The organism is Candidatus Nanosynbacter lyticus, from assembly GCF_030253515.1.
GTDB lineage: Bacteria > Patescibacteriota > Saccharimonadia > Saccharimonadales > Saccharimonadaceae > Nanosynbacter > Nanosynbacter lyticus_A.
On the sequence record NZ_CP124549.1, the window covers coordinates 253,798 to 267,948 of the forward strand.

Here is a 14,151-nt window from a genome sequence, read left to right on the forward strand (position 1 = left end):
ATGTTCTACAAAGATAAAATGCCGCAGCATGTTCAATTTGATTTAACAACTTTCTTTGAGTTCCCCGAGCTGCCCTCAATGGCGAGGATTGGTGTGATAACTGCAATGAAGTGTGAGGATGATATTTTGTGTGTCAGGGGGGGGCGTGAGCGATGGCGGCCTTCACGATACATTAGCAGCTAAAGTCGGTCCGACTAAAAGCAAATTTATGCAGTTACCGTCTGAAATGTATTCAGAGAAGGGTACAGTATCGGGGTGGAATGCACCGGAAGTAAGGGACGGATTTGGCTTGGTTATTGGTCAGATTGATGGAACTGAGCGATTAGAGTCAACTTTTGGGCGCCAAGAGACAGACCGGTGCTTGGAAATGGCCGCGTTAGCGCTCGGCATTCTATTGACAGAGAGTCCGGAAAAATTGGAGCGTTTTAATAATCCACACGAATTAGTGTTTGGATCTAAGTTACTAGCGCAGGCGCGACGTAAAATTGGTAACCGAATTTTTGGATAAGCATCAATCTAGCTACTTGGGTCAAAAATTGCTATAATTACCCTCATGGAAGAAGTGAGGGAAACGACTGATATTTTTTTGTGGGCGAATCAAACTGATGCGAAAAAGAATGACTTACAGATTGAGCTGTTTTTGTTTAATAAAAATTACACGCCGTATTTTATGCCCCTGAAGGGCGATGTCGAGCAGCAGCTCCGGCCACTATTTTTGTTTGATTATATCAATCAGGTTAATTTGGGCGCTGGCACTGGCCTTAGCGTGCGGGATTATGAACTGAGTGAAGCGGAAGACAATGTGCTACTGCGCACAGACCTCGACAAGGTTGGCCGGGCGGAAACCTTGATTCATTTGATTGAGCATGAGCGCGGCGACATTGTGGAGTTTTCGGAAACTGAGCATGAGTTTAAGCGAATGAAAGGCGTGATAGCGCGGTTTACTGATCCGAATGATCCAGAAAAAATCTTTTATACGGTTAAGTTAATTCAGCAGGGGCAGACGCTCAAAAGCGCGCTGGCGTGGGAGTTTTCTGACGGCAAGTTTGGTGCGTTTAAGGCGGAAGTTGGCTTTAAGGTGCCAGATGATAACCAGGTGCTGATCATCGGTCAGGATATATTCGCCTTTAATCCTTCGAAGTTTGAGCGGATGTTTGGCTATGAGTATAAGAAGCAGGTGATTGCCGATAAGAAGGTAGCGGAAATTGAAAAGCAATATAAGTTGAGTTTTCCAGAAGGCTTGGATCTAAATGCGCTGGTCAAGGAACGCAAAAAGACCATCAATAAACTGCAGAAATTGGAGATCGGCGAGGTCAAGCAGGAGCAGGTGCTGGACTATGCTGACGAGATGCAGCTGGAGCTGATGAGTGATGATAATGGCGCGATTATCATTATGGATGGCAATGACCTCGACATGTTTGTGAACTTGATTAATGAGGATTATATCGAGAGTAAAATTACCGGCAAGCGCTACGAAATTAAATCGAAAAAACTGTTGGGTGAGCCAGAAGGCGAACCGCCGCGAGGTTAAGTATGGATCAAGAATTGGCGCTGGCGATTTTGATGAGCGGTCGGTCGGCGCTACTAACGGGTGCGGCTGGGACGGGCAAAACGCACCTGTTGAACACGTTTATTGCACAGGCGCGTGACCAGGGTAAAAAGGTGTCGGTAACAGCGACGACGGGGCTGGCGGCGACGCATTTGGGCGGCAATACCATTCACAGTTGGAGCGGCACTGGCGTCAGTGATCAGCTCGCGAACAACTTTTTTGATCGGCTGTCAAAAACACGGCGTGAGGTGATCACCAAGACTGATGTGTTGATTATTGACGAGATTTCCATGCTGCATGATTTTCGGTTGGACATGGTTGACCGGGTGCTGCGTGGTGTCAGGGAAAATGACCAGCCATTTGGCGGTGTGCAGCTGGTGATGAGTGGTGATTTTTTCCAATTACCGCCGATCAACCGTCCGGGCGAGCAGGGCGGCGGCTTCGTGGTGTATTCGGAGGCATGGCAGGAATTGCAGCCGGCGGTGTTGTATCTGGAACGGCAATACCGGCAGAATGACGAGCAGCTCCTCAAGATTTTGACGGCGCTGAGACATGACGATATTAGGCGGCATCATGCCGAGACGCTGCTGGCGCGAACGGAAGTTCAGCCGCCTGATGGTGATATCACCGAACTACACACCGTCAATGTTGATGTCGATGCCATTAACAGCCAGAAGTTGGCAGAGCTGGTGGGCGAGGAGCGGACGTATCAGCAGACGACGACTGGCTCGAAGGTATACGTCGAGAGCTTGCAACGGTCGGTGTTGGCGCCGAGTGAACTCGTGTTGAAACCGGGTGCGTTGGTGATGGCCGTGAAAAATTCGCCGCAGAAATTGTACGCCAATGGTAGCATCGGCACGGTGGTGGATTTTGAGCCGCTGACGGACTATCCGATAGTGGAGTTTCGTAGTGGACAGCAGGTAACCATGGTACCGGATGTGTGGGAGCTGCGTGACGGTGAGCGTAAGCGGGCGAGTATTTCCCAGGTGCCACTGCGCCTGGCGTGGGCTGTCACGGTGCATAAAAGTCAGGGTATGACCTTGGATGCGGCTCGGATTGACCTGAGAAAGGCGTTTGTTGAAGGTATGGGTTATGTAGCTCTCAGCCGGGTGCGTGATCTCGATAATCTGTATCTTTACGGTATTAACCGCAAGGCACTGGAAGTCTCGCCGGATGCGTTGGCGATTGACGAGGTATTGCAGCGAGCAAGTGATGAAGCGGCCAAGCACTATCGTCCGATGTTGGAGGACATGAAGCGAAAGCAGTCAGTGCCGAAAAAATCTGGCAAAAAGCCTCAGTCCGCTAGCTGGCAGCAAAAGATTGCCAAAATGCGCGAGACACATCCGAAAGCGTACATGCCGTGGGAAAAAGCCGACGACGACATCCTCAAACAGGAATTTTTACAAGGCGCGACCATCCAGCAGCTTAGCCAAAAACTTGGTCGCCACGAAGGCTCAATTCGCATGCGGCTGCAGAAACATTTTGGGGAGGATGTGGTGCAGTAGCCCCAGGCTGGCAGATGAGCTGATAACTTGGTATAATATACATTGATGACAACGAAGCAATCTGAACGCATCGTGTTTCCAAAGAAGTTTTTATGGGGTGTAGCGACGTCGGCGCATCAGGTCGAGGGTGGCCTGGTGAATCAGTGGACGACGTGGGAGCTCGAACATGCCAAGCGGCTGTCCGTGCAAGCACCGCATCAATTTGGTGATCTTGACAGCTGGCCGCGCATCAAAAAAGAGGCGACCAGGCCTGACAACTACGTATCGGGGCGGGGTGTCGATCATTACCATCGCTACGAGGAAGATTTCGCGATTCTCAAGAGTCTCAACATGAATGCCTTTCGGTTCTGTATCGAATGGGCACGAATTGAGCCGCAAGAGGGCGCGTGGGACGCGGCGGCGATTGCCCACTATCGGACGTATCTACGGACGCTGAAAAAGATGGGTATTACACCGGTGGTGACGCTGTTTCACTTTACGCTGCCGGAGTGGTTTATGGCCAAAGGCGGTTTTGAAAAGCGGCGCAACATCAAATATTTCGTGTATTATGTCGAAAAAGTTTTGAGCGAGCTGGGGCGCGATATCGAGTGGATCGTGACGATTAACGAGCCGACCGTGTACGCTGGTGAGAGTTACCTCGAGGGGCATTGGCCGCCGAATAAAACTCGCAAGTGTGATATGCTGCGCGTGCTCTGTAACCTCGTTACGGCGCATAAAAAAGTGTATAAATTGACGCGTGCTCGCAAAAAGTGGAAGGTGTCGATGGCGCACCATCTGATCTATTGCTATCCTGGCGATGACGCGATTCTTAGTCGTGCTAGTGCGCGGGTGGCACATTATTTCCTGAACACGTGGATGCTGCGTCGAGTGCGGCGGCACAGTGATTATTTGGCAATTAATTATTACTTTGCCCGGCGGATTTATGGCTATCGGGCGCATGATCCGTATCTGAAGGTCAGTGATCTTGGTTGGGATATGCAGCCGGATAAATTGCAGTATCTACTGGAGGATGTGGCCGAGCGCTATCAATTGCCAATTATGATTACTGAGAATGGGCTGGCGGACGGCACTGATAGTCAACGGCAGTGGTGGCTGACCGAGACGATCAAAGCGATGCACGAGGCGCTGAAGCGTGATATTAAGCTAATCGGTTATTTACACTGGAGCCTGCTCGATAATTTTGAATGGGACAAGGGATACTGGCCAAAGTTTGGTCTGGTGGCAGTCGATCGGCAGACCATGGCCCGGACGGTACGGCCAAGCGCACGCTGGTTTGCGGCGGTGATCAAGAAGCTGCGGAAGTGATTTGTCTCGCATAAGCTGACTCTGGGGCTGAGGGGCACTGGTGAGATGGTGTTCTGCTATCGTGTTATGCCACTAGACTTTTCCACAGAATCGTGGAAAAGTTTTTGTTTGATAGGGAAATGGGTAGAAAGTGGGTAAAAAGGCTTGCATGTGGGTAGTTGTGGGTAGTATAGTGGAATCAGTGGAACGAATGTTGGCGGGTAACACCAACCAAAACAAACATCCACTACGAAAAACCAACTAATCTACCACGGAGGAAGGACGACGTGCAGACAGATTACTTTGAGCGAAAGTTGGACGACAAGCGGCGCTTGACGATCCCGGCCGAGCTCAGGGCAGAGTTTGCGTCCGGCGTCGTGTTGACCCGCGGGTTTGGCAACTATCTTCACTTGTATCCACAGCAAGTCTGGGATCGGGAAGTGGAGGGCGCGCTGACCGGAAGTATTCTGGATGAGCGCGTGGCCGACCTGAACGTCAAGTTTCGCCGCGGTAAAACCGCCTCGGCGCTCGACCAGAAACAGGGGCGAGTGACGATTGAACAGCATTTACTCGACTATGCTGGCATTGACCGGGAAGTCGTGGCGGTGCGGGCGGGCGCGTATTTTCGGCTGATGGCGGCTGAGAATGCGGATTGATTAGCTGGTCTAGTACTTTAACAATTTGAAAACCTCTCGAGATCAACTATCTGGGTATTTGAAGATGGCAGGTGGCAATTTGCTCCACGATAAAAACGGCAACGTTCTTTCCTCAAAACACCTCCCAAAAAACTCCACCTCACACATAAGTCTCTTTTGGAAACTATGGTTGTCACCGACAATCAATTATTTCCACTCTTAGACAACAAAAACAAACAAAACACAAATACAAAATAGCCAGAATTAAATATCCAGTTAGGTGATCTCGAGCATTGCTATACGTTGTGGTGTCAGCCGCGGCGATTTGTCGAGATTTACTCCTCTTTACGCGCCAGGCGACTTAAGGTCGCTTGGGCTGCAATCGCTGTACGGAGATAAATCTCGAAAATCTTGCACCTGACTGCTACAATAAAGCAATGATGAGTATTAAAGAACATCCACCACAGTCGGAAGCGCTTCAAGTGAGCGAACCGATTCATGTTCCCGTACTCCTTGAGGTGACCTTGGATAGGTTGCGGCCAGCCAGAGGCGAGAGGTATCTCGACCTGACGGCTGGCTACGGCGGCCATGCCAGGGAATTCTTACAGAGGACGGATAATTACTTGGGCGCAGTGCTGGTTGATCGTGATGATAACGCGATTAACACGCTGGGCGATTTGGCTGAAAAAGGCGCTATGCTGATTCACAAGGATTTTGTGAGCGCAGCGCAGGATTTGGTCAAGCAGGGACGTACATTTGACGTGATTTTGGCTGATTTGGGGGTGTCGTCACCGCAGCTTGACAGAGCAGAGAGAGGTTTTTCGTTTCGGTTTGACGGGCCGCTGGATATGCGGATGGATAATCGGACGGAAATCACAGCAGCGGATATCGTCAATTCGTATTCGGTTGATGAACTGACGCGGCTGATTACTCGTTACGGTGAGGAAAATCCCGGACGGGCCAGGCGGATTGCGCAGGCAATTGTTAGCGCCAGGCCGATTCGGAGAACGACCGAGCTGGCTGATCTGATCAAGCACACTGTCGGTCGCGGCGGGATGAAACATCATCCGGCGACTCGCACCTTTCAGGCACTGCGCATTGAGGTCAATCGCGAACTTCGGCTGGTTGAAGAATTATTGCCGCTGCTGCCACGCCTTCTTAACCAGGGCGGGCGCGTTGGAATAATTAGCTTTCATAGCTTGGAGGATCGATTGGTCAAGCGATATTTCTGGGAGCAAGCAGCTGCCGGCTACGAGGCCGAGCTGAGCGTCCCAGAGAAAAAACCGGTGTCTGGAACAGAAGATGTTCACAATCCGCGCAGTCGAAGCGCTCAGTTTCGCTACGCCGTAAAAACATAAACAAAAAAAGGAGGGCGACATCATGCCAATCCACATCAAAGTACAATTCCAGGATGCAGAAGCAGCTGAGACCGTTGCGGTACGCCGCGGCTAAGTAAGCTCGCTTGATAGTTTTCCCGGAAAAAGTATGCAAGCTCGGCGGCTCGCTCTCCTAGGGTGAGGGCGGGCCGGCCGGCTGTGTTTTCCGTGTCTTTATGATGCGCCACCAAAAGCATTAAACCGTAACAAATTAAACACACACAGAAATTATTTATGCACACACGCTCATCCACCACATTTACGCCGCGTCGTCCTGGGCCGCAGCTTCGCCGTAACCAGAATGCTACTCGTTTTCGATCACAGACCAAGCTCGGGCCAGTGGCGCATACGGTGCTGGTGGCGCTGATGATCATGGTGCTGGGGCTGGTGTACTTGACGCAGGCGACCAAGACGACGGCCTATGGTTACGAGGCGGAGGGGCTGGATTCGCAGCTGAATGAGCTGGCGACGAAAAAGTCAGAGCTAGAGGTGCAGAATGCGCGGCTGACGGCGCTCGAAAAGGTCAAGCACAGCAATGTTGCATCGGCGATGAAAACACCGACGCAGACGAACTATGCTCGCTAGCCTGGGGGTGAAAGTGGTACAATAGGACAAGCGGTATGAAACGTCACTTAACGCAATCTCGAACCGGCGTACTCGCTATCATTCTGTTGGGGATGATGGCGATTTTTGTGATGCGGCTGTTTTATCTACAGGTCATCAAGCACAGCGAATACGTATCACTGGCGCAGGCTAGCCAGCAGCGGCATTTCATCATTCCGGCCGAGCGGGGCAAGCTATATATGATGGATGGTGGTACGGCCGTCCCCGTGGTGCTTAACCAAACGGTCTATACGGTGATCGCTGATCCGCAGACGGTCAAGCAAGAGCAGCGTCAGCAAATTATCGCGGCGCTACAGGAAATCGCGGGCGGCGAGGTAGTGAGTGACGCGGCCAAGCGGCTGGAGCGCACCACCTCTCGCTACGAAGTGTTGGCGCGCAACATCACGCGCACCCAGGCCGAGAAGTTAAAGGCCAAGGATTTTGTCGGTATCTTGTACCAAAAGGGCTCGATTCGTAACTACCCAGAGGGGCAGTTGGCAGCGCAGGTGCTAGGCTTTGTGAATGCCGAGGGCAAGGGTCAGTATGGGGTCGAGGGGGCGCTGAATGATAAACTGAAGGGTCGTGATGGCCTCCTCAAAACAGTGGCGGATGTGCGTAATGTGCCGCTGACGCTGAGCAAAGACAATGTGCGTGTCGAGGCGAAGTCGGGCGAGAATGTGGCGCTGTCGATTGATCGAAATGTGCAGAGTCACGCCGAAGAAGCGCTCAAACGAGGGATCGAAAAGGCCGGCGCGACCGAGGGCAGCGTGATGGTGATGAATCCGAATAATGGGCAAGTGCTGGCGATGGCCAATTATCCGACGTATAATCCCGTTGAGTATGCCAAGCAGAAAGACGCAGCGGTATTTAGTAATGCAACGACAATGCTGCCGTTTGAGCCAGGGTCAATTGTCAAGACATTCAGCATGGCGACGGGGATTGATAAGGGTGTGGTGACGCCGCAGACAACGTACTTGAACACTGATTGTACCGAGGTGGGGGATCGGAAAATATGTAATGCTCTGAGGGGCCTCAGCGGCACGACGAGCATGCAGAGTGCGTTTAACAATTCGCTCAACGTCGGCATGATCACGATTGCGCGGCGGCTGGGTGACGGGTCGACGATCACCCCGAGTGCGCGGCAGACGCTGTATGAGTATTATCACGATAAGTTTGGGTTTGGTGAGGCGACGGGGATTGAGCTAGCGGAGGCGCCGGGGCTGCTCTACGCGCCGAATCGGCCGGGGGCGGAGGTGAATTACGCGAATATTACGTTCGGGCAGGGTATGAATGCGACGATGGTACAGGCAGCTAGTGCGTTTTGTTCGGTGGTGAATGGCGGGCAGTATTTTCGGCCGACGGTGGTGGCTGGAACGGTGGACGTCAATGGCGGCCTGAAGCCAACGGTCGCTTCGCTACTGCGCAGGACGATTTCTGAGCAATCATCAGCCACGATGCGGGGCATGTTGTCGACGGCGCGGGCGGTCCTCAATCAGCGTATGCCCGATAAAGACAAGCCCGGCTATGATGTCGGCGGCAAGACCGGCACCTCAGAGACGCTGATCAATGGCAGCTATACTATGGACGAGACGGTAGCGACGTATATCGGCTATGGTGGCGCAAATCGCCCCGAGTATGTCATAATGGTACGTGTCGCGGCGCCTGGCAAGCGCAAGAACTTACAGGGTAACATTCACGCTGCACCAATTTTTACTGATATCTCCAACTGGATGATTGATTATATGAAATTAGCACCGAAGGGATAGCCATGGCAACTGCTTTACAAACAATGACCAACGAATTGACACACGTATTTTTACTGAGCGTTGGGGCGTTTTTATTGGCGATGTTCCTGACGCCGATTTATACGTTTTTTGCCTATCGGTATCGGTTCTGGAAGCGGCAGCGCTCGGAGAGTACCGACGGCAAAGAGTTGAAGGTTTTTGCTAAATTCCAAGCGGCAAAATTGCGGCGAAATATTCCAACAATGGCTGGAATTATCGGTGTTATTTCGATTTTTGTGGTGACGTTCTTTTGTAATTTAGATCGAGCGCAGACATGGCTGCCACTCGCAGCGTTGATTGGCGGTGCCGCGGTTGGGCTTATTGATGATGTTATTAATCTACGCGGGCTGGGTGGTGGTGCAGCCGGCTTACGTAGTCCGGTGAAATTTGCGCTGATTATGCTTATCGGCATCGTCCTTGGCTGGTTTTTCTATGTCAAGCTGGGCGTGGCCAGCTTCCATGTACCGTTCATGGGTGACGTGGCGATTGGTTGGCTGATCATCCCACTGTTTGCCTTTGCAGTGGTGGCGACTGGTAACGCGGTTAATATTTCTGATGGTATGGACGGACTGGCTGGCGGGTTGTTGGGGATTAGCTTTGGGGCGTTCGGAGTGATTGCCTTGCTACAACAACAAGTATTGCTGGCGGGATTCTGTTTCACGGTAGTTGGTGTGCTACTGAGTTATCTCTGGTTTAACATCTATCCAGCACGGTTTTTCATGGGCGATGTTGGTAGTTTTGCCTATGGGGTAAGTTTGGGGGTAGTGGCGATGTTGACTAATTCATTGCTGCTGCTGCCGGTGATTGGGTTGTTGTTTGTGATTGAGGCGGGTTCGAGCTTGATCCAGATTGTGAGCAAAAAACTCTTTAAGCGCAAGATTTTCTTGTCAGCGCCGATCCATCATCACCTAGAAGCCAGCGGCTGGCCAGAGACCAAGGTGACGATGCGGTTTTGGGTGATTGGCTGCGTGATGGCGTTTATCGGCGTGATGCTGGCTCTGGCGGGGGGCCATATTGCGTAACCGCACTGCCACCTCAACCGCCAAGGCGGTGCGTCGCCACCGGCCGATGTATCAGATCGTGCTGTACATGGGGCTGTTATTGATGCTGGGGCTGGTAGTGATGTACGCGTTGGGACCGCAGCGGGCGAATGTGCTGAATCATACGCACGGTGCGAATTATAGCGACACCTTCTTTTTCAATAAGCAGCTGGCCAGCGTCATCACCGCTGTGGTGGCGTTTGGGGCGGCGGCGATATTGCCGTATCGGTGGTTGACCGAGGCGTGGGCCAAGCGACTGTTCATCGCGGGTTTGGCGGCCTGTTTCTTGTTGGTGGTTTGCGGGGCGCTGCTACATCTGCCATTTGCATCGGACACTAACGGCGCGTACCGCTGGTTTTATCTGGGCGGACTGGGTAGTTTTCAGCCGGCGGAGTTACTGAAATTTGGCTTGCTACTGTTTGTGGCTGGGTTTTTGGCCAAGCGGGTGCGCCAAGGCAAACTCAACGATATCAACGAGACGCTGATCCCACTCAGTATTATTATGGCGGTGTCGATGTTTGTGGTGGTGGTGCTGCAGAAAGATTTGGGGACGGGTGTGTCGCTCGTGGCGCTGGTGCTGTCGGTGTTAGCGGTGTCGGGGATGGACGCTCGGCTACTGCGGCGCATCGTGCTGGTGATCGCGGCTGCGGCGTTGGTGCTGACGTTCTCATCACCGCACCGCATCGAGCGCGTGATGACCTTTATTCAGGGTGATACGCATCAGTCAGCCAGCCGGGATGAAAATAATTATCACATCCAGCAAGCGCGCATCGCCCTCGGCTCGGGTGGCCTACTGGGCCTCGGCATTGGTAAAAGCGTGCAGGCGACGGGCTACCTGCCAGAGGCGATTAATGATTCGATTTTTGCGGTGATGGGCGAAACATTTGGATTTGTCGGTTTGTTGGTTATCTTGGCACTGTTTTCGGCGTTGCTGCTGAGTTTGCTCAAGGTGACGTCGCGGCTGGCTGATATACACTTGCGGCTCGTGGTGGCGGGCGTGTTTGGCTGGGTTGCGTCGCACGTGTTGATGAATATTGGCTCGATGACGGGGATTATTCCGATGACTGGTATCTCACTGCCGCTGCTCAGTTATGGCGGCACCAGTATGTTATTTATCGCAGCGGCGCTGGGTCTGGCGTTTCAATTGTCGGGCTATACGGCGCACAAACCATTAATGGAAGGAGAGGGAAGTGGCAAAGATCTTGGCGGTCGGCGGCGGCTCGGGCGGACACGTTACGCCAGTCGTGGCAGTGTGTAAGGAGTTGCGATCATCGGGTGATCACGAATTGCGGTTTTGGTGTGATCGGAAGTTTGGCGCTAGTGCTCGCGGTATTTTTAGTAAGTTTGACGAGACGATCCCGGTTGAGCTGATTATCGCTGGCAAGATCCGCCGCTACCACGGTAAAAGTATGGCATTTCATCTTCGACCGTCAATTTTGCTACCGAATCTGCGCGATATCTTTCTGGTGGGGGTTGGATTTATTCAGAGCTTTTGTAAGTTGCTCAGGTGGCGGCCAGATGTAATTTTTATCAAGGGCGGCTACGTCTGTCTGCCGGTTGGCTATGCAGCGCGGCTGCTGAAGATCCCGCTGGTGCTGCATGATTCGGATGCGCATCCAGGGCTAACTAATCGGCTATTGGCGCCATTTGCTGCCAAGATCGGCACCGGGGCGCCGCTGGAGCATTATAATTATCCTGACGTCAAGGCGGAGTACGTCGGCATCCCGGTGGCTGAGGAGTTTCGGCCGTACAGTGCGTCCGAGCGGCGACAGCTAAAGGCGAAGCTTGGCTTCGATCCGGCGCGGCCACTGGTGGTGGTAACTGGCGGTGGACTGGGGGCAGCGCGCCTCAACGAAGCGGTGGTAGCCACGCGCGAGCAGCTGCTGGCCGAGGCGTCGGTATTCTTGATCTCTGGTAAGCATCAGTTTGACGAGCTGAAAGAGCGTGTTGATAGCCGGGCGGGCTGGCGACTAGAAGCGTTTGTTAATCACGGTATGGCTGAAGTGTTGGCGGCAGCGGATGTGGTGGTGGCGCGGGCTGGTGCGACGACGCTGCTGGAGCTGGCGGCGCTGCATAAACCAGCGGTCATCGTGCCGAATGGTATGTTGACGGCTGGTCATCAACTGAAGAATGCCAAAGTATATCAGGACGCACTGGCGGCAGTGATCGTTGAAGAGTCGACGCTGGAACAGACGCCAGAGGTGCTGGGCAAGAAGGTCATTGGTCTCGTCAAGTCGCCGCGGATCTTGGCCGGCCTCGGACGAAACATCGGTACATTTGCGAAGCCCAACGCCGCTAAAGACATGGCAGCGATGCTCCTCACTGTCATTCGTCGGCAGGGGAGACGTCGGTGAAATTACCCTTTTCTCGGGCAAAATCTACGCTGGCCACACGCCGCGAAATTGCGGCTCGTCGTCAAGCGGCGCTGATTAATGAGGACAGCTCATTTGAAACAGCCTATCGCCGCAATCGCAACCTCAACACTCGGCACACTACCTCGCCAGTCGAGACCTCAGAGCGCACGGTTCAGCATGCGAAATCTCGGCGTCGCCGGACGCGGTGGATTATCCTCCTCAGCAGTGCGCTGGTGCTTATTGTCATTGGTCTACTCGCATGGCAATGTACCGTCACGGTTTCGGTGCAAACGCCAGACGCAGCCAGTGCCAAAGAGGCCGATCGTTACCGTGGCCTCATCGATGAATACCTTAGCGTACGTCCGGCCGAACGATTCTTGTTTGTACTGAATCACCAGTCGCTGGCTAGTTTTTTCCTTGAGAAAGCCCCAGAGGTCAAGACGGTTCGCCTCGAGGCTGACCAGCTCGCCAGGCCGCGCCTCAAACTTACCTTTCGCCAGCCAGTCGTCCAGTGGACTTCTGGTGATAAGAGCTATTTTGTTGACGACGCAGGCGTGACATTCTCGACCACCTACATGGGCTCGCCGTCAGTCATTGTCAAAGACCAGAGCGGTGTGCCGACTGCTGCCGGCCAGGAGGTCATTAATCGCCGCTTTCTCGGCTTTCTCGGTCAAGCTGTTGCCGGCTTTCGTGAGCACCAGCTAGAGGTTACGGAAATTATCCTGCCACAAAACACCGTTCGCCAGGCGCTTCTATCAATCAAGGGCCGTCCATACAGCATTAAAATGACCACCGACAGGGAAGCGGCGGCACAGGTGGCGCAAGCGGTCAAGGCTATGGCGTTCTTTCAAAGTAGAGGGGAGGCTCCTGCGTATATCGATGTGCGCGTCAATCAGCGAGTATTTTATAAGTAGCGGGCAGGGGTGAGCTCTGTCCCGCCGGGTCGTGGGCTACACTGCCAATGGGGTAGAGGCAAGGCCACCCGACGATATTAGTTCGCTTTTTGTTCGTTTATCAGATGATTAAGAAAAACATAATTATAATATCAAAATAGTAAAAAATCAAATAGGGTGCTTGTGGAAAAAATAGAGCAGGGGAATAAAATAGGAAAAAGTCAAATATTTGTAGGTTTAACCAGCGCGGGATGCTGTGTTTGTCGTGCGTGGCCTCGTACACAAGTGCCATATGCTCATGCTGGGCGGTGTCTTATGATGTGGAAAAGTCTACGAGTTGCTTTTTAGACCGTAACGACGTTCAAGTTTGGTAAGGCCTAGCTCGATATTTATTTGAGAGGCGGAGACGACGCTGGCGCTGGAGGTATCCCAAACTCCCCCGATTGAAAGTCGAAAGTGATTAGTATGGGGGTCTGTTTTGTTTATGGTAGCTTGAACGTATCCCGTATTAGCACTCACCGTAGTGCGGTGAAAACCCGGAGGAGATCCCCCGCTCGTAAGAGATGCTAGGCGAAAAAGTTATAATATAAATGGTATATTAAGTGTATGTATAAAACGAAGTTCAGTGTATCAAAATAACTATAATACGTAAAAGCTACCTTGTGCGACATTAAATTATCTACGAAAAGACGCATGCTCTATCCGTCTCTTCGCGATAATATTTTTTGTTTTGTATGTAATGTTAGCTTAGCTTTGACTGCCCTTTATTGGACGCCCCGTGCTGTTATCGTGATTAACGGATAAATCTACTAAATGAGATTTTGCGGAATTTATTGAAAACTTAGATTTATTTTACTTACCTCAGCGTTTTATGTTTTATGGTGATTGAGCGCTTCTGATCGGTATCGTACCCGTTGCCGTATTCACCCAGGCTTGCTATATATGGACTGCGATACAACGATACAGCCTGTATGTGCGTAATCTTGGCAGCCTAAAGTCGCTTGAACCGCTAATGCGATAAGTTCTCTTTTTGTTCTATATATTTTCCAAGTAACTTGAATTCTAGTTTGAGAAGGGGGTTTATCGTTAAGTTATGGTTACTCCCCTATCGTTTCGTATGCGCTATAA

General features: G+C 52.1%; 12 protein-coding genes. All 12 read left to right on the forward strand.

Features of this window, described 5'->3' with window-relative positions; all coding sequences use genetic code 11:
* Positions 1-130 precede the first annotated feature (130 nt).
* The 12 genes from NLML1_RS01340 (at position 131) to NLML1_RS01395 (ending at position 13,044) form a co-directional block, all read left to right on the forward strand.
* Positions 131-508, forward strand: coding sequence for a hypothetical protein (locus NLML1_RS01340; protein WP_285441768.1), 378 nt, complete (start codon positions 131-133; stop codon positions 506-508).
* 45 nt (positions 509-553) lie between these two features.
* Positions 554-1,531, forward strand: a complete 978-nt coding sequence (locus NLML1_RS01345; protein ID WP_285441769.1) for a Kiwa anti-phage protein KwaB-like domain-containing protein — start codon at positions 554-556, stop codon at positions 1,529-1,531.
* Positions 1,532-1,533: 2 nt separating this feature from the next.
* Positions 1,534-3,054: an ATP-dependent DNA helicase gene (locus NLML1_RS01350; RefSeq protein WP_285441770.1), complete on the forward strand. Its 1,521-nt coding sequence runs from the start codon at positions 1,534-1,536 to the stop codon at positions 3,052-3,054.
* Positions 3,055-3,099: 45 nt separating this feature from the next.
* Positions 3,100-4,359 (forward strand): glycoside hydrolase family 1 protein, encoded by a 1,260-nt coding sequence (locus tag NLML1_RS01355; RefSeq protein ID WP_285441771.1) that lies wholly within the window; start codon positions 3,100-3,102, stop codon positions 4,357-4,359.
* A gap of 266 nt (positions 4,360-4,625) precedes the next feature.
* Positions 4,626-4,994 carry a division/cell wall cluster transcriptional repressor MraZ gene (locus NLML1_RS01360; RefSeq protein ID WP_171271021.1) on the forward strand — a complete coding sequence of 123 codons (369 nt, stop codon included), beginning with the start codon at positions 4,626-4,628 and terminating at the stop codon, positions 4,992-4,994.
* A gap of 416 nt (positions 4,995-5,410) precedes the next feature.
* On the forward strand, positions 5,411-6,331 hold the full coding sequence (gene rsmH, locus NLML1_RS01365; RefSeq protein WP_285441772.1) for a 16S rRNA (cytosine(1402)-N(4))-methyltransferase RsmH: 921 nt from the start codon (positions 5,411-5,413) through the stop codon (positions 6,329-6,331).
* Between the two features lie 252 nt (positions 6,332-6,583).
* Positions 6,584-6,934 (forward strand): hypothetical protein, encoded by a 351-nt coding sequence (locus NLML1_RS01370; protein WP_162420547.1) that lies wholly within the window; start codon positions 6,584-6,586, stop codon positions 6,932-6,934.
* 35 nt (positions 6,935-6,969) lie between these two features.
* Positions 6,970-8,718, forward strand: coding sequence for a peptidoglycan D,D-transpeptidase FtsI family protein (locus NLML1_RS01375; protein WP_285441773.1), 1,749 nt, complete (start codon positions 6,970-6,972; stop codon positions 8,716-8,718).
* Between the two features lie 2 nt (positions 8,719-8,720).
* Positions 8,721-9,758, forward strand: coding sequence for a phospho-N-acetylmuramoyl-pentapeptide-transferase (gene mraY / locus NLML1_RS01380; protein ID WP_285441774.1), 1,038 nt, complete (start codon positions 8,721-8,723; stop codon positions 9,756-9,758).
* Positions 9,751-11,034: an FtsW/RodA/SpoVE family cell cycle protein gene (locus tag NLML1_RS01385; protein ID WP_285441775.1), complete on the forward strand. Its 1,284-nt coding sequence runs from the start codon at positions 9,751-9,753 to the stop codon at positions 11,032-11,034. Before mraY ends, NLML1_RS01385 begins: the two co-directional genes overlap by 8 nt.
* Positions 10,967-12,130 carry a UDP-N-acetylglucosamine--N-acetylmuramyl-(pentapeptide) pyrophosphoryl-undecaprenol N-acetylglucosamine transferase gene (locus NLML1_RS01390; protein ID WP_285441776.1) on the forward strand — a complete coding sequence of 388 codons (1,164 nt, stop codon included), beginning with the start codon at positions 10,967-10,969 and terminating at the stop codon, positions 12,128-12,130. The genes NLML1_RS01385 and NLML1_RS01390 overlap by 68 nt, the downstream gene beginning before the upstream one ends.
* Positions 12,127-13,044: a cell division protein FtsQ/DivIB gene (locus NLML1_RS01395; RefSeq protein ID WP_285441777.1), complete on the forward strand. Its 918-nt coding sequence runs from the start codon at positions 12,127-12,129 to the stop codon at positions 13,042-13,044. Before NLML1_RS01390 ends, NLML1_RS01395 begins: the two co-directional genes overlap by 4 nt.
* Positions 13,045-14,151 lie beyond the last annotated feature (1,107 nt).